The organism is Pectobacterium sp. CHL-2024, assembly GCF_044751765.1.
Lineage (GTDB): Bacteria > Pseudomonadota > Gammaproteobacteria > Enterobacterales > Enterobacteriaceae > Pectobacterium > Pectobacterium brasiliense.
In genome coordinates this window covers 97,250-116,094 of sequence record NZ_JBIXKO010000009.1, presented here as the reverse complement: position 1 = coordinate 116,094, position 18,845 = coordinate 97,250, and the positions used below count along the sequence as shown (strand labels likewise).

At 53.0% G+C, this 18,845-nt stretch carries 15 protein-coding genes and 4 tRNA genes; 13 read left to right on the top strand and 6 right to left on the bottom strand.

The window, feature by feature from the left end:
* The first annotated feature begins 246 nt into the window (after positions 1-246).
* From ACIPUG_RS14675 to ACIPUG_RS14655, 5 genes are all read left to right on the top strand, one after another.
* Entirely contained in the window at positions 247-1,638 is a 1,392-nt protein-coding gene (locus tag ACIPUG_RS14675; RefSeq protein WP_039286239.1) for an amino acid permease, read from the top strand.
* 139 nt (positions 1,639-1,777) lie between these two features.
* Positions 1,778-1,854: transfer RNA gene (locus tag ACIPUG_RS14670), tRNA-Arg, on the top strand.
* A 121-nt stretch (positions 1,855-1,975) separates the two neighbouring features.
* Positions 1,976-2,051: transfer RNA gene (locus ACIPUG_RS14665), tRNA-His, on the top strand.
* A 42-nt stretch (positions 2,052-2,093) separates the two neighbouring features.
* Positions 2,094-2,180 (top strand) — tRNA-Leu (locus tag ACIPUG_RS14660).
* 42 nt (positions 2,181-2,222) lie between these two features.
* Positions 2,223-2,299 (top strand) — tRNA-Pro (locus ACIPUG_RS14655).
* Positions 2,300-2,422: 123 nt separating this feature from the next.
* Here the strand turns inward: ACIPUG_RS14655 and ACIPUG_RS14650 are convergent.
* Positions 2,423-3,730 carry a histidine-type phosphatase gene (locus ACIPUG_RS14650; RefSeq protein ID WP_379057310.1) on the bottom strand — a complete coding sequence of 436 codons (1,308 nt, stop codon included), beginning with the start codon at positions 3,728-3,730 and terminating at the stop codon, positions 2,423-2,425.
* A gap of 247 nt (positions 3,731-3,977) precedes the next feature.
* On the opposite strand from ACIPUG_RS14650, the gene purB reads away from it, so the two are divergent.
* The 6 genes from purB to ACIPUG_RS14620 all read left to right on the top strand — a co-directional run bounded on the left by purB (position 3,978) and on the right by ACIPUG_RS14620 (position 9,497).
* Positions 3,978-5,342: an adenylosuccinate lyase gene (purB, locus tag ACIPUG_RS14645; RefSeq protein ID WP_014916939.1), complete on the top strand. Its 1,365-nt coding sequence runs from the start codon at positions 3,978-3,980 to the stop codon at positions 5,340-5,342.
* Positions 5,343-5,351: 9 nt separating this feature from the next.
* The gene (locus ACIPUG_RS14640; protein ID WP_205532853.1) at positions 5,352-5,894 is read left to right on the top strand and encodes a GNAT family N-acetyltransferase; all 543 of its coding nucleotides are present in this window, start codon (positions 5,352-5,354) and stop codon (positions 5,892-5,894) included.
* The gene (locus ACIPUG_RS14635; RefSeq protein ID WP_010284946.1) at positions 5,891-6,682 is read left to right on the top strand and encodes an amino acid ABC transporter substrate-binding protein; all 792 of its coding nucleotides are present in this window, start codon (positions 5,891-5,893) and stop codon (positions 6,680-6,682) included. Before ACIPUG_RS14640 ends, ACIPUG_RS14635 begins: the two co-directional genes overlap by 4 nt.
* 137 nt (positions 6,683-6,819) lie before the next feature.
* Positions 6,820-7,491, top strand: a complete 672-nt coding sequence (locus ACIPUG_RS14630) for an amino acid ABC transporter permease (RefSeq protein ID WP_010284942.1) — start codon at positions 6,820-6,822, stop codon at positions 7,489-7,491.
* Positions 7,492-7,500: 9 nt separating this feature from the next.
* Complete coding sequence (locus ACIPUG_RS14625) at positions 7,501-8,262, top strand: amino acid ABC transporter ATP-binding protein (protein ID WP_010284939.1); 762 nt, start codon at positions 7,501-7,503, stop codon at positions 8,260-8,262.
* A gap of 77 nt (positions 8,263-8,339) precedes the next feature.
* Entirely contained in the window at positions 8,340-9,497 is a 1,158-nt protein-coding gene (locus ACIPUG_RS14620) for a M20 peptidase aminoacylase family protein (RefSeq protein WP_014916936.1), read from the top strand.
* Positions 9,498-10,179: 682 nt separating this feature from the next.
* On the opposite strand, the gene hemY is transcribed toward ACIPUG_RS14620, so the two are convergent.
* From hemY to hemC, 4 genes are read right to left on the bottom strand one after another with little or no spacing between them, the layout of a single operon-like run.
* Complete coding sequence (gene hemY, locus ACIPUG_RS14615; RefSeq protein WP_400338942.1) at positions 10,180-11,373, bottom strand: protoheme IX biogenesis protein HemY; 1,194 nt, start codon at positions 11,371-11,373, stop codon at positions 10,180-10,182.
* 2 nt (positions 11,374-11,375) lie between these two features.
* Positions 11,376-12,500, bottom strand: a complete 1,125-nt coding sequence (gene hemX / locus ACIPUG_RS14610; protein ID WP_039510553.1) for a uroporphyrinogen-III C-methyltransferase — start codon at positions 12,498-12,500, stop codon at positions 11,376-11,378.
* 23 nt (positions 12,501-12,523) lie between these two features.
* Positions 12,524-13,264 (bottom strand): uroporphyrinogen-III synthase, encoded by a 741-nt coding sequence (hemD, locus tag ACIPUG_RS14605; protein WP_039277693.1) that lies wholly within the window; start codon positions 13,262-13,264, stop codon positions 12,524-12,526.
* Positions 13,261-14,202, bottom strand: a complete 942-nt coding sequence (gene hemC / locus ACIPUG_RS14600; protein WP_039557413.1) for a hydroxymethylbilane synthase — start codon at positions 14,200-14,202, stop codon at positions 13,261-13,263. Before hemC ends, hemD begins: the two co-directional genes overlap by 4 nt.
* Positions 14,203-14,657: 455 nt before the next feature.
* Here hemC and ACIPUG_RS14595 point away from each other — a divergent pair, with 455 nt between their 5' ends.
* Positions 14,658-17,216, top strand: a complete 2,559-nt coding sequence (locus ACIPUG_RS14595; RefSeq protein ID WP_040034417.1) for a class I adenylate cyclase — start codon at positions 14,658-14,660, stop codon at positions 17,214-17,216.
* 45 nt (positions 17,217-17,261) lie between these two features.
* Positions 17,262-18,434 (top strand): MFS transporter, encoded by a 1,173-nt coding sequence (locus tag ACIPUG_RS14590; protein WP_400338939.1) that lies wholly within the window; start codon positions 17,262-17,264, stop codon positions 18,432-18,434.
* Between the two features lie 34 nt (positions 18,435-18,468).
* Here ACIPUG_RS14590 and cyaY read toward each other — a convergent pair whose 3' ends face one another.
* Positions 18,469-18,789, bottom strand: coding sequence for an iron donor protein CyaY (gene cyaY, locus ACIPUG_RS14585; protein WP_010284924.1), 321 nt, complete (start codon positions 18,787-18,789; stop codon positions 18,469-18,471).
* Positions 18,790-18,845: the final 56 nt, after the last annotated feature.

The following is an 18,845-nucleotide window of genomic DNA, read 5'->3' as shown; positions in this document are numbered from 1 at the left end:
ATAAACCTGATTTCTTATCCCTATTCGATTTTAATTGTCTGTTTGCCAGCCAATCAGAAATACAGAATTCTATCTTTGGCGTATTCGTCATCCCTGATGTGTTATTCAAACCCACATTACGGTATTTTCATGCCGCTAATTTGGGGCAAGGGTACGTTCTTTCTCATCGGTAGTCGGCAGTATTTCTGAAATAAGAACAATAACCGGCAGCAGCCGGGATAAGCACAACATAAAGACAGAGGATATATGGCAGAAGATGTAAAGCAGGAAAAACTCCATCGAGGGTTGGAAGCCCGGCATATTGAGCTGATTGCGCTGGGTGGCACGATCGGCGTCGGGCTTTTTATGGGCGCGGCTAGCGCTCTGAAGTGGGCGGGACCATCAGTATTGCTGGCTTATATTGTCGCTGGGATCTTCGTTTTCTTCATCATGCGCTCAATGGGCGAAATGCTGTTTCTGGAACCAGTCGCGGGGTCGTTTGCCGTCTACGCGCATAAATACATGAGCCCCTTTTTCGGGTATCTCACCGCGTGGGGCTACTGGTTTATGTGGATGGCGGTCGGGATTTCGGAAATTACCGCCATTGGCGTGTATGTTCAGTATTGGTTCCCCGATTTGCCGCAATGGCTACCGGCCATTGCAGCGGTTGCGCTGGTCGCGGGCGCAAACCTTGCGGCAGTCAGGCTGTATGGTGAAATCGAATTCTGGTTCGCGATGATAAAAATCACCACCATTGTCGTGATGATTGTCGTCGGTGTCGGCATTATCTTCTTCGGCTTTGGCAACCACGGTCAGGCGACCGGGTTCAGCAACCTGACCGAACACGGCGGTTTCCTCGCTGGAGGCTGGAAAGGTCTGCTGTTCGCGCTCTGTCTGGTTGTGGCGTCTTATCAGGGCGTGGAGCTGGTCGGCATTACGGCGGGCGAGGCGAAAAATCCGCAGGTGACGCTGAAGCGCGCGATCAACAACATTCTGTGGCGCATCCTGATTTTCTATGTGGGCGCGATCTTCGTTATCGTCACAATTTTCCCCTGGAATGAAATCGGCACGTCCGGTAGTCCGTTTGTGCTGACATTTGCGAAAATTGGCATCACTGCGGCGGCGGGTATCATCAACTTTGTGGTACTGACGGCTGCGTTGTCTGGCTGCAACAGCGGCATGTATAGCTGTGGACGTATGCTGTATTCGCTTGCCAACAACCGCCAGCTCCCTGCCTGGCTAGGTAAAGTGACAGCCAGCGGCGTACCCGCGGCAGGCGTCATGATTTCTATTCTTTGCCTGATGGCTGGGTCGGTGTTGAACTACATCATCCCTAATCCAGAAAAAGTGTTTGTGTATGTTTATAGCGCTAGCGTGCTGCCGGGTATGGTCCCGTGGTTTGTGGTGTTGATTAGCCAACTGCGTTTTCGTGAACAGCATCGCGCCGCGCTGGCCACACACCCGTTTAAATCGATACTGTTCCCGTGGGTAAACTACCTGACGATGGCATTTTTGCTGTGTGTGCTGGTGGGAATGTACATCAATATTGATACGCGGATGTCTTTACTGGTCGGTATCGGCTTTTTAGCCGTGGTCAGCCTGTGTTATTTCGCGCTGGGACTGGGCAAAAAAACGTCGCTGACAGAGAGTAAGTCGTAGTATTTGGGGGCGGGAAGGGCGGAACTGTGTGTTATTTAGCTTTGAATGAGCAAATCCTAATCAAACGCATCATTTCGATAAAAAAGCACTAGACAGTCAGTCGCTAAGTCCGTAATATCCCGCCCCGCAACGGCGCTAAGCGCCCGTAGCTCAGCTGGATAGAGCGCTGCCCTCCGGAGGCAGAGGTCTCAGGTTCGAATCCTGTCGGGCGCACCATTATATTTTTATGAAGTATGTTGTGTGCAAGAGCTGCGGTGGTACACTTTTCTTCCTAAAGAAAGTATCCCGTAAAAAGGAAGTACCGCGTAATAAGTAGTTGATGTAAAGTGTGGTGATGGTGGCTATAGCTCAGTTGGTAGAGCCCTGGATTGTGATTCCAGTTGTCGTGGGTTCGAGTCCCATTAGCCACCCCAGATTTTACAGATATAGCAATTGATTGATAGTTTGTGAGTTATGCGAAGGTGGCGGAATTGGTAGACGCGCTAGCTTCAGGTGTTAGTGTTCTTACGGACGTGAGGGTTCAAGTCCCTCTCTTCGCACCACACAAACGAGAACATCAGTGATGTTCAAAAAAACAGTACATTCGGCGAGTAGCGCAGCTTGGTAGCGCAACTGGTTTGGGACCAGTGGGTCGGAGGTTCGAATCCTCTCTCGCCGACCAATTACAAAGAAAAGCACATCGAAAGATGTGCTTTTTTTTCGCCTGTAATTTGCCTTCTCTGGCGAAAGCCTTGCCGAATTCATTAACCCGACAAGGTGTTGTTGTTCCCTGCGATATCGTGCGTTACGGCGCGTAATGCACTGGTGCCAGCGCGCTGCTATCGATACTTTCTCGCATTGATTTCAGTGCGGTACCAAAAGGACACAGCGTGCCTTTTTCCGTCTGCTGGCAGCCCTGAGAGGTCAATTCTTCTTTCAGTAACGGCTGCCGATCGTCAAGCGGCGTCAGTGAACGGATCTGATCCAGCGATTGTGTCTGGAAATAGATACGCAAAAAACGCTGCTGAGTGGTGGTATCGCGCCAGCGTTCGAATACCAGACTGCCCGCGGGCGGAATGTTATCGGCGGTATCGCCGGGTAGTTGCCAATGAAACTGCAACAGCGTGCGCAGATAGGCGATGTTGGTGTCGTGAGCGACATACAGCAAGTAAGGCACGGCTGGTGGCTCCCCTTGTGCGGTGTCCTGCGCTTCCTGCGTCCCCTGTGCCAGAGCCTGGGCGATTTGCTGTATGAATAGCGAACCGCCGCGCTGTGCGATATAGGGAACATCATTGGTGAAGTCGTATTTAGCCGTCATTGGCGCCATCAACGGGATGAGATCCTGTGCGTTGCTGACGTGACCAAAAGCGACCTGCGCCCGCGGCAGATTCTCGCTGTATTCCAGCAGGAAAACCTCGCTCATATTCGCCAGCGTATTCAGGCCGCTGATAGAAGTTGAACCGTCTTTATCCTGTTTTATCGCCCACGGTTTATCAAACACCGGGCACGGCTTATCCGCTTCGCATACGACCTGCTTCAATAGCTCGATACTGGGCTTAAGACGCTCATAGGCGATATTCAAATCACCTCCCATGGCTTCCAGCACCGCAGCTTTTGCTCGTTCGGGGTCAAGCGTGCCAATCCCCATTTTATCCCCGTGGAACAGCGGATCCTGTTTTTCATCCTCAACGGCATGCGTCGCAACGCCGCAGCCAGGAAACATGCCGTCCATATAGGCTTGTGCAGTTGCGCGGGTGCGCTGTAATGGGCTGGCGAGCACATAAATCTGCTGCTCCGTTGGACAACCTGACGTGAACAGATGCTGTTGACGGTAATACTCGGCCTCATAGCGGCCTTTTAGTACGGTGGCAGCATAGCCGTGTCCGGTTAATTCACCCTCGCGTGTGACCCACTGCGGCCACTCTCGTGCTGTGCCGGATTCCAGCGCCGTCGTGTTGGATTCTGTTGGAGGACGTACGCCATGACGGCTGACTTCAACGACCTTTTCCAGCTGGTAGCGATCCTGCGCTTGGGCCTGAGTAGAAAAGGCTGAAATAATGATCATGGTAATCAATAAGCTACGGGGAGTACGTAATGTCGTGTGGGAAAGCATGATAATCCTTCGTCAGCGGTCATACGGATAAGGAGTTTCATTGTAGGAAGAGGAAAGTGACAAATGGGCTTTTCTGCTTGGGAGAGAGTGTTAGCGAACATTTCTACATGCATAGTTTGCAATCAAACTTTTTGATCTAAGATAGATCCCAAAGGTATAAAGCGCATAATTTCCGCATGTTATATTTTTAAAAATTAAAAAGACGACATAAATCCCGCCTGATAAATCCAACACTAACGAGTTAACTATGGCATCACATCTTATTGATTTTCTTCTTATAGGGAATAATTTTGGCACGCCTGAAATGCGCGGCGTCTGGTCCGAGCATAACCGCCTGACTAAACAGGTCGAAGTTGAAGTTGCCCTGGCACTTGCCGAGGGTGAACTGGGTGTCATTCCGCTGGATGCGGCAAAAACCATTGCAGAAAACGCTGACGCAAGCGCGCTTAACGTTGAAGAGATTGCCAAAGATGCCGCGCGCATGAAGCACTCTCTGATGCCGACGATTGCCGCGATTCAGAAACAGTGCGGTGCGGCGGGTGAGTTTATTCACTACGGCGTGACCACGCAGGACATCGTTGATACCGCGACAGTGTTACAGCTGAAACAATCTTTTGATATTGTCGTCAGAGATACACAACTGCTGGCCGTTGAACTGAAGCGTCTGGCGAAGAAATATCAACACACGCTGATGGCCGGTCGTACCCACGGTATGCAGGCGCTGCCCACTACGTTTGGCTTCAAACTGGCCGTCTGGCTGGATGAATTTATCCGTCACCTCGAACGTCTGGGTGAAATCAAAGAACGTGTGTTGGTTGGTAACATCAACGGTGCCATCTGTACCTATGCCTCTTTTGGCGAACAAGGGCCGGAAATCGAGCGTTTGACGCTGGATAAGCTGGGGCTGAATACGCCGAATATCGGCTGGCAGTCTGCCCGCGATCGCTTCTCCGAATATGCTTCTGTTACGGTTCTGATCAGCGGTACGCTGGGCAAAATCGGTAATGAGCTGTACAACCTGATGCGCACTGAGATTAACGAAATCGAAGAGCCGTTCTCCGAAGGGAAAATTGGTTCAACCACAATGCCGCATAAACGCAATCCAGCTGCACTGGAAGGGCTGGCGAGCCTGACGGCTCCGCTGTTTAAGAGCGCTGCGCTGATTCATGAATCGATGAAAGTTGAGCATGAGCGTGATGCGATGAGCTGGCGTGCGGAGTGGATTGCGCTGCCGGAAATCAATATCTATCTGTCCGCTCAGCTTCAGAATGCGCTTGGCATCCTGCGTGGCATGTCCGTCAACGAGAAGCAGATGCTGGCGAACCTCGATCTGCAAAATGGCCTGCTGCTGTCCGAAAAAGTGATGTTCGAGATTGGCAAACGTCTCGGCAAGCAGACTGCTCACCATCTGGTTTACGAATGCTCAATGCAGGCATTCGAGCAGAATCAGTCCTTTAAATCGGTGCTGCTGGCTCACCCGGTGCTGTCTGAACAGGTAACCGCTGCCGATCTGGACGAATGGCTGAATCCGGCTAACTACGTTGGCAGTGCGCCGCAGAAGGTTGATGACGTGATTCGCTATGCAGATAACTCCGGCCTGCTACCAGCATAAGGTGACACCATGAGTATCGTATTTCGTCAGGCTATGCTTGCGGATGATGAAACTTTTCTGGCGCTGGCGCTGGCGGCATTTGAGCCGATTCGCCAGTTAGGCATCAATTTTTCCGCCGCCCATGCAGATATTGACATGGTGCGTACGCATATTGCCTCACACGGCGTTTATGTGATGGAAAAAGACGGTGAGATGGTGTCGTCATTTACCATCCGCTATCCGTGGGGGCCTGAACCGGGCCCGTTCGGTCTACCTCATCTGGGCTGGTTTGCAACGCATCCTGGCTATAAAAAACAGGGGCTGGGTAAGCAAATGATGAGCTGGCTGGAGGAAGAAATTCTGATTAACCAGCTCAAAGCGCCTGCCGTGTCGCTTGGCACCGCGCAAAACCACCCGTGGCTGATTGAGATGTACAGAAATTATGGTTTCAAGGAAGTCGGGCAGACGAATCTGGGAAAAGGACACCTGACAATCTGGATGGAAAAAATCCTTGATAACCAATTGTATGACCAGTGGAAAGATAAAAAATCAAAAAGAGAGGCAGTAAAATGATGAAAAAAGTAACGTTGTCTGTTCTGGCGCTGACGACCGCCTTTCTTGTTGCTGGCTGTGATTCTGGGAAGAGCGGCTCTGAGCAGGAAAAAGTATTGAAAGTGGGTTCAACAGGCCAAAGTTATCCAAGTGGCTTCAAGCAGGATAACAAGCTGGTCGGGTTTGACGTTGAAGTCACGGAAGCCATCGCAAAAGATCTGAACTATAAAGTTGAGTGGGTCACCGCCGATTTCAGCGGCCTGATGGGGCAGTTGGAAGCGAAAAAGCTGGATACTGTGGCGAACGTGGTAGCCATTACTCCAGCGCGTCAGGAAAAATACAATTTTGCTCAACCGTATAGCTTCTACGGCAGCCAGATTGTGACGCACAAGGACAACGCGGACATTAATACACTGGCTGACCTGAAAGGGAAGACGGTTGCCGGGGTTCTGGGTTCCAACCATGTCAACAACCTGAAAAAAGCGTTTGCCGACGGCAGCGTGAATATTCGCACCTATGAAACACGCGATGGCGCGATGAACGATGCGCTGTCTAAGCGCGTTGAAGGCTACGTGAATTCACGTCCGATTCTGTTGGCAGAAATCAATAAGCGTAACCTGCCGTTCAAACTGGTCGGCGAGCCGCTGGTGATTGAAGAAGTGAGCTTCCCGTTCCATAAGGACGAGAAAGGCGATGCGCTGCGTAAGCAGTTCGATGCAGAGTTAACGAAAATGCGTGAAGATGGACGCCTGAAAGCGATCTCCGAAAAATATTTTGGTGAAGACATCACGGTATCACCGGCTAAATAACCTCACGCCGTCATCTTGGCCGAGTCATTACGTAACCTGATGATTCGTTATGTCGCCAGATGGCTTGTTATGTAGTCTAGTCATAACCCTGTTCCACCGGCGCAATATGGCCGGTGGATGCATTAATGGTATTACTCATGAATATCGATCTTGCCTACCTGTTAAAGGTCTTTCCCCAGGTATTAATGTATTTGCCAACCACGCTGTTCCTCGCCGTGGTTTCGATGTTTTTTGCTATGGTTCTCGGCCTTATCCTGGCGTTAGTCCGTGAAAGCAAGATTGTCGTGGTAGTAAAAATCGTCGAGCTGTATATCTCGCTGTTCCGCGGCATTCCGTCGCTGGTTCAGCTGTTTATCATCTACTTCGGCCTGCCGCAGCTATTCCCCGGCTTATCCAATCTGGATGCGATGACGGCCGCGATTATCGGCTTTAGCCTGAAAACGTCCGCCTATATGGCTGAGATTTTCCGTGCGGGCTTGGCCTCGGTGGATTTCGGCCAGACGGAAGCGGGCTTATCCATTGGCATGAGCAAAGCGCAGGTCTATCGCCGCATCGTGTTGCCTCAGGCCATGTTGAATGCGCTGCCCGCGACGGGGAACACCTTCATTTCTCTGATTAAAGATACCTCGGTGGCCTTTGCGCTGGGCGTCTCCGAACTGTTCGCGGAAGGCAAGATGATTGCCGCTGAATCTCTGCGTTTCTTTGAGACCTTCCTGGTTGTGGGTCTGATTTACTGGTTGGTGATCATTGTTTATTCCTGGCTGCAAAAACAGCTGGAGAAGAAACTGAATCACTCGCTACAGCGATAAGGGGCTGACATGATCAGTGTAAAGAATCTTTCTAAGCGCTTTGGCGATCAGGTGGTGTTGGACAACATTAGTCTGGATATCGCGAAGGGTGAAGTCGTGGCGATTATTGGCCCATCCGGTTCGGGTAAATCCACGCTGCTGCGCTGTCTGAACCTGCTGGAAACGCCAGAGTCGGGCACGATTGAAATTGGCGACCAAACGCTGGATACGCGCCGTTATTCCTCTAAAGAGGCCTATGCGCTGCGCCGCCAGACGGCGATGGTATTCCAGAGTTACAACCTGTTTAAGAACAAGACGGCGCTGGAGAACGTGACGGAAGCGCTGATTGTCGTGAAAAAAATGCCGAAGAAGCAGGCGGATGAAATCGGTCTGGCTTTGCTGGAGCAGGTTGGTCTGCTGCCGCAGGCGGCACAGTATCCGGTGACGCTATCCGGCGGGCAGCAGCAGCGCGTGAGTATTGCACGTGCGCTGGCGGTCGATCCGAAGGCGATTTTGTTCGATGAGCCGACTTCGGCGCTGGACCCGGAAAGGGTACACGAAGTGCTTCAGGTGATTCAGAAGCTGGCGAAAAATGACACCACGATGGTGATCGTCACCCACGAAATGCAGTTTGCGAAAGAAGTGGCTGACCGAGTGATCTTCATGGCGGACGGTCATATCGTTGAGGAAGGTCCGGCTGAGCAGGTCATTAGCTTCTCGGATAACCCGCAAACCCAGCGTTTCCTGCGTCAGTTGACCAAGCTGCCTGAGCCGCTTGAGTACGATATTTAACGCATACGTAGACACACCTGCACGCCTGAACAAGGCAGCCCTGTCAGGCAGGGCACGATAATGTGGAGCAAGTATTCATGAGAACAGCACCTCAGCACGAGCCTCTGGCTCAGTTTATTCAGGCGTTTCGCCACGATTTACACCGCAATCCTGAACTGTCGAATCAGGAGTTCGAAACCACGAAGAAGATTCGTGCGGTATTGGAAAAAGAGGGGATTCGTATCCTCGACCTACCGCTGAAAACCGGTCTGGTTGCTGAAGTCGGCGGCTTACAGGATGGTCCACTGGTCGTGGTACGTTCTGATATCGATGCTCTGCCGATTGAAGAAGAGTCTGGCGTAGAATTTACGTCGCTCAACAAAGGCGTGATGCACGCCTGCGGTCATGATTTTCACTCTTCCGCTGCACTTGGCGCGGCGATTCTGCTGAAGAAAATCGAGCCGGAGCTGAAAGGCACCGTGCGAATTTTGTTCCAGGCCGCTGAAGAGACCGGGTTGGGCGCACCGGAAGTCATCGCCGTTGGCGCGTTGGACAATGCGGTAGCGATTTTCGGCATTCACAACGATCCGACGCTGCCTGTTGGCGTCATCGGTGGGAAAGACGGTGCATTGACGGCGGGCGTTGACCGCTTTGAGATCAAGATCGCAGCGAAAGGCTGTCACGCTGCGAAGCCGCATGAAGGCAACGATCCGATTATCATTCTGGGTCAGCTGATTTCTGCCGTACAGACCATCATCAGCCGCACGGTATCGTCCGACAACAACGCGGTGGTGTCGATTACGCAGGTTCATAGCGGCAGCACCTGGAACGTTATCCCAGACACGGCCTACGTTGAAGGCACGGTCAGAACGTTCAATCAGGACGCGCGTGATTTGATTGAACAGCGTTTCCGTCAGATCGTTGCAGGTATCGCCAGCACCTTTGGTGCGGAAATTGAGTTCCTGTGGCATGCAGGGCCGCCATCGGTGATCAACACGCCAGAGTGGGTTGAGTTTGCGCTGAATGTGGCGAGTGACGAAGGGTTTGAAGCGCGCCGCGTAGAAGCCAGCCCGATTGGTGAAGATTTTGCGTTCTATCAACAAAAATTACCGGGTACGTTCATGATGGTCGGCTCTGGCGGACCGTATGCGCTGCACCACCCGAAATTCCGCGTTGATGATCGCGCACTGTTCCCGACCGCGCACTATCTGTATCAGGTGGCGAAGCAGAGCTTAGAGCAACTGTCCTCTCGCTAATCTCCTCTCATTAAGTCAACTCTGTCCGCGCCGGTTTCCCGGCGCGGATATTTTCCCCTTTCTTAAATTGAATCAGCAGCTTTGATAGGGCTGTCGGAAAAACACGACACTCTAGGGGTTCTGCTGTCGCAAAAAAGAGACATTTAATTCATTGATTATTAATGGTTAATATTTTACGTGACAAAATCGTCTCTGAATGGCGACAGGTTTTGTGAGCACGATCTCGTTTTTGTCGCCCATCGTGTCTTAGCTACTCTCGCAGTGGATAAATAAAAATAGTATTTATTATTAGTTGCTTACCTCTATTTTGTGCGGCTGTGATAATAAAATTATGCATGTTGGCATAATTTATGCTTAAATAAGCGTGTAGATGCTCATTCCACCTTCTATGCTTGCTTCGGCTTCATAATCCTGGGAATGACGCAGAGCCAATTTGAGGTGCCTATCGTCCAACTCCAGATGAAGATGCAAATCTCCATCGGGCCTTCCGGACATAACGTTGAGTGAGGCACCATTCTGTTGTCTGACAGACCTGATATTTTCAACGCTTACCGTTTATCGGTAAGCGTTTTTTTTCGTCTGAGGAAAATGTTCGGTAACGGCCTTCTGCCGCGCTATGCAGGACGGATCACACAAAAGAATAAGGCTCCAAAAGGAGCCTTATGAAAGGAGTGCGTAGCGGTTAGTCGGCAGGTTGTTGTAGCGTGAGTAACAGCCCTTCGCGCCGCATTTGAGCCGCTTCATCCGGCAGACGCAACCGATCGAGTGCATCGGCGCGCCAGGCATAATCATACGCGTCTGGGCGGAGCTCCAGCGCGGTGCGGAAAGCATCGCTGGCCTGCTGCCATTCGCCGTGTTTCATCAGCAATTGGCCTAACGTGCTGCTCAACAGCGGCGTTGCCCCCTGCTGCTTGATGTACTGGTGCAGCACTTTTTCCAGCTGTTCTGGGTTTCCGGCTTTGAGGCGTGGCATTAGCAGAATCAAGCGTTCGTCATACTGGCGCTTGAGACCGTCGAGAATGATCTTCTGAGCGGTATCATGATCGTCACACTCGATCAGATGCTCAGCCATCGCGACCTGAAGCGGGATCTCATGACGTACTTTGCGACTCTGATTATTCCACCATGACTTCAGCCCTTCGCTGCCGCCATCTGCCATTGCCTGATTCATCAAGCCGATATAGGCCTGCTGCTGCAGATCCAGTAAACGTTCTTCAGGGTACAGGTTGATCTTGCGCATCGCAGGCAGAATATCCAGCAGCGCACTATAGGCGTGAGTACGCAGGAAAGCCTGCTCTGCTAAACGCAGCACCTCAGGGTGGCGGGGCGCCACCTCCAGCAGTTTGTCGACGCCGTGACGTGCGGCATGATCTTCATTACGCGCTAGCTGAATACGCACGCGCGTAATATCCACCGGAAGCTGATCGGTATCTGCAACCTCGGCGGCACGCTCCAGATATTGCTTGGTGCGGAATTCGTCGCCGCGCTGCTGGGCGGCTTCGGCTGCCAGCAGGTAGTTAACCACGGGCTGCTCGGCATGGTCGGCATTGCGCGTCAGCAGCTTCTCTACCTGTAAATAATCCCCCTCGGCCAGCTTGAGCAGCGCGGCTTTGGTCTGTTTTCTGGCGCGAGTGCGTTTGCGGCCGAGGAACCAGCCGCGCGTGCGGGATCCGGTACGAAAGATCCGGCGGAGCACCCATTCCACCGCCAAAAAGGCGAGGAAGAGCAGTACCAGCATGATGACCAGACCGGTCACGCTGGTTTGAATGTCATAGTTATCCGTTTGGATCAGGACGTAGCCTTGGTGACCCGCGACGATCGGGCCGATCACAACGCCAGCGATCAGGATCAGGAACAGCAATAAGACTTTTAGCATGCTCATTCCCCTTGCTGTGTGGCTGGCGCCTGAGCCAGTAGGTTACGAACGCGCGTTTGCATCAGTTTTTCCAACAGCGCCTGACTTTGTAGCTCCGTTGGGACATCCAGTGAAACCGACTGCTGGCTTAAGGCATCGAGCTGATCTAAAAAGGCCTGCGTTGTGGGGTCGGTAGTATCGAAGTAGGCGCGAACCCAGGTTGCTGCCGTTTCCAGCGACTGTTTGTACACTTCATTCTGGTGGCGAGGAATGGCCTGTGCGGCAACCAGCAGACGTGAGCGGATATTCTCGCGCAGATACACATCCTGATTCGGTGCCAGCAGCGGTTCGGCGGCGCTGTCGCGGCGGCGAATGGTGATAAAATCAGCCAGGAAATTGTGCCAGCTCTTGCTCAGATTTTGTCGCCACTCGCTCAAGGAAGCGGACAGCTCTGTGCTGTTGGCGTCCATCGGCGCTTCATCGGTGTTGTTGTCGGCGAGCTGCAAGTTATCCAACTGATCGGTGAGCTGATTGACTTTCAGGATGATGCCGTCAAAATCGACCTGACTTACGCCTGCCAGCGCACCGATATCGTTAGTCAGCGCGCGGCGGATTTCTATCAGGCTAGGATCGTTCATTTCCGCCAGGCTGGCGTCCGCGCTTTTCAGCAACGCGCCTGCGGTGGTGACGTCTTTGTCGCTCCACAGCTTGCGTCCTGCCAGTTTCACCAGAAAATCTGCCTGAGCGATCAGCCAGGTATTCGTATCATGGCTGGAAAGCGCCGCCAGCTTATCGCGCAGCTCGTCTGACTGACGCGTTAGCGCCTCAAGACGCTGTGCGGCAGTCTCCTGCGCTTTGCTTTGCTGCTGTTGAGCGTCCAGCCACTGCTGCTGCTCTTGCTTATGCTGTTGCTGCAATGTGTTGAACTGCGCTTCCAGACGTTGAAGCGCGGCAGTTTCTTTCTGCGCCTGCTGGTGGCCGTGGTAATACAAGCCTGCGCCTATGGCCAGTGCAATCACAATCGCGATCGCCCCCAGCACGGCACCGCTACGTTTGGGCTGCGGTGCGGGATCCTGCTGCTGATGCGCGGGTTCAACCCGTTCAGCAACCTCGTCGGATGGAGCTGTGGGGGTATTGTGTTCCGTCATAATGGTACATCCCATGATCAGGTTTATTGTAGTGCGCGCACGAGCGCATCGTTATCGGCATTATCAGCCACTCGGATATCACGCCAGCCAAGCTGACGAGCTTGTTCAGCCAGTCGTTCGCTGACGACGATCAGCTGGCAGCCGAGTAACCAGGAAGCCCGATAGTAATCAGGTACTAAAGTATAGATCCGTTGTAGCATTTCTCCGCTGGTGATCACCAGTTTGTCGATGCCTATTTGTTGCCAGTGGCGGCTTTGCTCTAGCCCGTCATAGTGAACGTCTCTGCGCTGATAACATTCACAGTAGGTCACCTGTGCGCCCCGCTCGGTTAGCGTTTCCCCTAGCAGTTCCCTGCCGCCGTTGCCGCGCAGCAATAATGCGCGTTTACCGGAAACATCTTGCAGGTCAGGAAGTTGCAGGAGCGTTTCGCTGGTTTCGCGCTCAGGTGGATAGGTTACCGGGTGTGCACTGATTTTATGCAGCGCCAGTGCGGTGGTACGGCCGATGGCGTAATAAGCGAGATGGGCAGGCCAGTTGATGCCCGTACGTACCAGCATCGGATCGGCGTAATGAATGGCGTGTTGTGAGAGCGCAAACACCAAATCGTCGGCGCTCAGTGCCTGTAATAGGGTAGGCAGGCTGGCGAGTTCTCGTCCGGGTGAAAACTCGATCAGCGGGCTGTGCCAGGCGTTATAGCCGAGCTTTCTTAAACGGGTCACCAGTTGTTCGCCAGTTGGTGACGGACGGGTAACCAGAATCGTCATGATGAGCTTGACCCTTGATAAACGGCTTGAAGGATGGCGCTGGCCCCTTTGGCTAACAGCTCTTCAGCCAGTGCGATCCCGAGTTGTTCGGCATCGGAGACGTTTCCTTTGCGTTCACCGACGATCATTTGGCTGCCGTCCGGCGCGCCAACCAGCGCACGTAGCCACAGCGTATCGCCTTCCAGTTCGGCGTAGCTGCCAATCGGCACCTGACAGCCACCTTCAAGGCGTACATTCATGGCGCGTTCAGCCAGTACGCGGGCCGCGGTAGCGGGGTGGTTGAGTGGGGCAAGAAGTTGACGGACATGTTCGTCATCCAAACGGCATTCGATGCCGATAGCGCCTTGTCCGACGGCTGGCAGAGACTCTTCCGGGCTTAACGCACAGCGGATGCGCGCTTCAAGGCCAAGACGTTTCAGACCCGCGACCGCAAGAATAATGGCGTCATACTCGCCGTTATCCAGTTTTGACAGGCGTGTGCCGACATTACCGCGCAAATCTCGAATCACCAGATCAGGGCGTCGGGCACGCAGCTGGCACTGACGGCGCAGGCTGGAGGTGCCGACACAGCTGCCTTGCGGTAATTGATCGAGGCTGTCGTAATGATTGGAAACAAAAGCGTCGCGCGGGTCGTCGCGTTCGCAAATGGTGGTCAGACCGAGGCCGTCTGGGAATTCGACAGGGACATCTTTCATGGAGTGGACGGCAATATCGGCGCGCCCTTCAAGCAGCGCCAATTCCAGTTCTTTAACAAACAAGCCTTTACCGCCGACCTTTGCCAGTGGCGTATCGAGGATGATGTCGCCGCGGGTGACCATCGGCACCAGCTCCACGTGTAAATCCGGATAGAGGTGGTTCAGACACTGCTGAACATATCGTGCTTGCCACAGGGCGAGCGGGCTTTGTCGGGTGGCAATTCTAATAATATTGGCTAACATGCTTGATACCGTTTTTATCATTTTCCGCCATCGTATCATTGATGGTGCGTTGGTGTCAGGTTGTGGGCATTAGCGGTGCGCCTTTTAAAACGGTCTGAAATTCGGGTGCCGCATACATAGATATACTCTAAATAATTCAAGTTTCAGGCAGGCGGCAAGCGAGGGAATCCCGATGAGCTTACTTAAGTAAGTGATTCGGGTGAGTGAACGCAGCCAACGCACATGCAACTTGAAGTATGACGAGTAGGAAGCCGTGCTGATGCAGTTGGGTAGAGAAATTCGTAATAAAGCAAGATAGATAAGTCTAACTTTCTTTACTTTCTTTACGCCCAATCAGCAAGGTGTTAAATTGATCACGTTTCCAGCAATAATTCGCTAAACATTCTTCTAATTTCATCATGCGGATTTGGAACACGGGGTTTTTCTAGGCACTGGGATAAATCAGGCGAAACGTCTTGTACTTCTACATCGAGACTTTGAAGCAAAGACTGGATGCGATCAACCAACTGCGTGTTGACCGTGCTCTGGGAGCAATGAAACCCGCTTTTCAGCAGGTTTACAGTCTTCTGCCCATTTTATTACATCATCATCACCCGTTGATGCCCGGCTACCTTGAAGGCAAGGTGCCTCACGGTATCTGCACTCACACGCCTGATGAAAAGCAGCAACAGTACCTTGATGGCATCGCGTTGCGCTGGGGTCAGTTTGATTGTTCTCATCCGCAGGGTGAACTGCCGATCACGGGCATCTATTCAATGGGAAGCACCTCGTCTATCGGGCAGAGCTGTAGCTCCGATCTCGATATCTGGGTGTGCCACCAATCCTGGCTGGATAGCGAAGAACGCCAACTCCTACAGAAGAAATGTACGCTGCTTGAGCAGTGGGCCGCGGCGCAGGGCGCTGAGGTCAGCTTCTTCCTGATGGATGAAAGCCGTTTCCGCCACAATGAAAGCGGTAGCCTGAGCGGTGAAGACTGCGGCACCATGCAGCACATTCTATTACTCGACGAATTCTACCGTACCGCCGTGCGTATGGCGGGTAAACGTATTCTGTGGAATATGGTGCCGGTCGAGGAAGAATCTCACTACGACGAGTATGTGCTGTCGCTCTACTCGCAAGGGGCACTGGCACCGAACGAGTGGATGGATTTAGGCGGCCTGAGCACGCTGTCGGCGGAAGAGTATTTCGGCGCGAGTCTCTGGCAGCTCTATAAAAGCATCGATTCCCCCTATAAAGCCGTACTGAAGACGCTGCTCTTGGAAGCCTATTCCTGGGAATACCCGGACACCAGCCTGCTGTCGACCGAAATTAAAAAACGCCTGCATGACGGCGAGATCGTCTCTTTCGGTCTTGATCCTTACTGCATGATGTTGGATCGCGTGACGCACTATCTGACGGCGATCAACGATCCCACGCGCCTCGATCTGGCGCGTCGATGTTTCTACTTAAAAGTCTGTGAAAAGCTCTCCAGAGAAAAAGCCTGTGTCGGCTGGCGTCGTCAGATTCTGAGCCAACTGGTGCAAGAATGGGGCTGGAGCGACGAACATCTGGCGATGCTCGATAACCGCGCTAACTGGAAAATCGAACAGGTACGCGAAGCACATAATGAGCTGTTGGATGCGATGATGCAGACCTATCGCAACCTGATTCGCTTCGCCCGCCGTAATAATCTGAGCGTCAGCGCCAGCCCGCAGGATATCGGTGTGTTGACCCGTAAACTGTACGCTGCGTTTGAAGCGCTGCCGGGTAAAGTTACCCTGCTGAACCCACAAATTTCGCCCGATTTGTCGGAGCCGAATTTAACCTTTATCTATGTTCCGGCGGGTCGTGCGAACCGCTCTGGCTGGTACCTGTACAATCAGGCACCGTCGATGGATGCGATTGTCAGCCATCAGCCGCTGGAATATAACCGCTATCTGAACAAGCTGGTGGCGTGGGCGTATTTTAATGGCCTGCTGACGCCAAGCACGCGCCTGTATATTAAAGGCAACGAGCTGTGTGACATCACGCGCCTGCAAGCGCTGGTGGACGACGTAGCCAGCCACTTCCCGCTGCGTCTGCCTGCCCCCACGCCGAAGGCGCTGTACAGCCCGTGTGAAATTCGTCATCTGGCGATTATCGTCAATCTGGAACACGATCCGACGGCGGCCTTCCGCAATCAGGTGGTGCATTTCGATTTCCGTCATCTGGATGTCTTTAGCTTCGGCCAGCAGCAGCAGTGTCTGGTTGGCAGTATCGACCTGCTGTATCGCAACTCATGGAACGAAGTGCGTACGCTGCATTTCAGCGGTGAACAGGCGGTGTTGGAAGCGCTGAAAACCATTCTGGGCAAAATGCATCAGGATGCGGCGCTGCCGGAATCGCTGGAAGTCTTCTGCTACAGCCAGCACCTGCGCGGGCTGATTCGTACCCGCGTGCAGCAACTGGTGTCCGAATGCATTGAGCTGCGCCTGACCAGTACGCGTCAGCAAGAGCCTGGGCGTTTCAAAGCAGTGAAAGTGGCGGGGCAAACTTGGGGCTTGTTCTTCGAACGGCTGAGTGTATCGGTGCAGAAGCTGGAAAATGCGGTCGAGTTTTATGGCGCGATTTCCAACAACAAACTGCAAGGCCAGCCGGTTCAGGTTGAAACCAACCATGTCCATTTACCGCCAGTGGTCGATGGCGTCGCCAGCGAAGGGATCATCCAGTTCTTCTTTGAAGATCTGACAGAAAATCAGGGCTTTAATATCTATATTCTGGATGAGTCGAATCGCGTTGAGGTGTATCACCATTGTGAAGGCAGTAAAGAAGAGCTGGTGCGTGATGTCAGCCGCTTCTATTCGTCTTCGCACGATCGCTTTACCTACGGCTCCAGCTTTATCAATTTCAACCTGCCGCAGTTCTACCAAATCGTACAGTTGGACGGTCGCACGCAGGTGATCCCGTTCCGCAGCAGCGCACTTTCTCATCTGTGCATTACCCCCGTGGTAGATGATGAGGTGATGACGATGAAGCAGCGGCTACAGATTCTATAACGTTCTGGCACTCGGCTTTCAGCGTATTCAGAAAGGGATGTATTGATGGATTCGTTGCAACGCCGAAACCTGATACTGCTGGCGCTCGGACAAGGGCTGACCGGCAGTATTATTTCCCTGATGACGCTGTGCTCTACGCTGGTTGGCGTATTAATGACGCCGGTTCCGCTGTTGACCACGCTGCCGATTACCGCGACGGTGTGCGGCGCGGCGCTCATGATCTACACCGTTTCCTCATTGATGACGAAATATGGCAGGCGCAACGCGTTCATCATCGGCACGCTGCTGGGGCTGGCGGGCGCGCTTTTGGCGGCGCTGGCGATTGTGCTACACAGCTTCTCCCTCTTTGTGTTTTCGACATTTGTGCTGGGGATGTCCTGCGCCTTCAATCAGTATTATCGTTTCGCCGCGGCTGAGATATTTACCGACAATCAGCAGAAAAATCGGGCGATTTCATGGGTGATCAGCGGTGGTATTTTGGGTGGTTTCCTCGGTCCGTTCGCGGCCAGCCAGTCTTCTCAGCTCTGGGCACCGTACCCGTTTCTTGGCAGCTTTATCGCGGCGGCATTTATCTGCGTTATCACGTCACTGCTGTTGTTTGGTCTTAAACTTCCCCCGATGTCCGTTGCCACGCCCAGTACTCAGCGTAGTGAACCGCTGGCGTCAATCCTGAAAAGCCGGGCATTTGTGTTGGGAACGGCAAGCTGTTCTGTCGGGTTTGTGGTGATGACGCTCTTAATGAATTCTGTGCCGCTGGCGATGCACCAGCACCACTTTTCTGTCAGCAACAGCGCGACGGTGTTGCAATGGCATTTTGTGGCGATGTATGCGCCTGCGCTGCTGTTAGTGCTGCTGGCGAAGCGACTGACGCCGATTCAGGTCGTGGTGATTGGCATGGTGTGTAACGTCGTCGGGGTGGCGGTCGCGCTGAGCGGTTTGACGTTCTGGCACTTCCTCTTTGCGCTGATGCTGTTCGGCGTCGGGTGGGCGTTTATGTTCAACGGCGGGACATTCATGCTGAATGCGTTTACCCATTCAGTGCATAAATCCCGTTTGCAGGGGATTAACTCGCTGGTGATTTACGTGCCTAACGCGCTGGCTTCGTTATCTGCCGGTAGCCTGATGGCGCTAACCAGCGGTTGGCCGCTGGTCAATATGGTGGGTATCGGCATGCTGTTGTTGCTGGTTCTGGGGTTGATCATTCTGGGACGGCGCTGAGGTGTGGAGCGCCGCGAGACCGTTGAAAAGGCGGTTACCCGAAGTGAACGGTTTCCCCAGCCTGATCCGAGCAGGCCGCTGACAGCAGCGCGATAAAATCTTCACCGCTGCGATCGCATACCCAGCGCTCCGCCTGACGGTTGAAGTGGTAACCGCCCGTTTTGGTCGCCAGCCAGATTTGGTGCAGCGGTTCCTGCCGATTGATCACGATTTTGCTGCCGTTCTCAAAACTCAGCGTCATCACGCCGCCGTTAGTTTCGTAATCGATGTCGGCATCACCCTCAAACCGATCCAGCGTTTCTTCCAACTGAAGCATGAGTTCGTCGGCTAATTGGTGGAACTCGCTATCGTTCATTTTCGATTCCTATTGATTTTCATGATCCACCTGCGATTATAGAGAGCATACGAGTA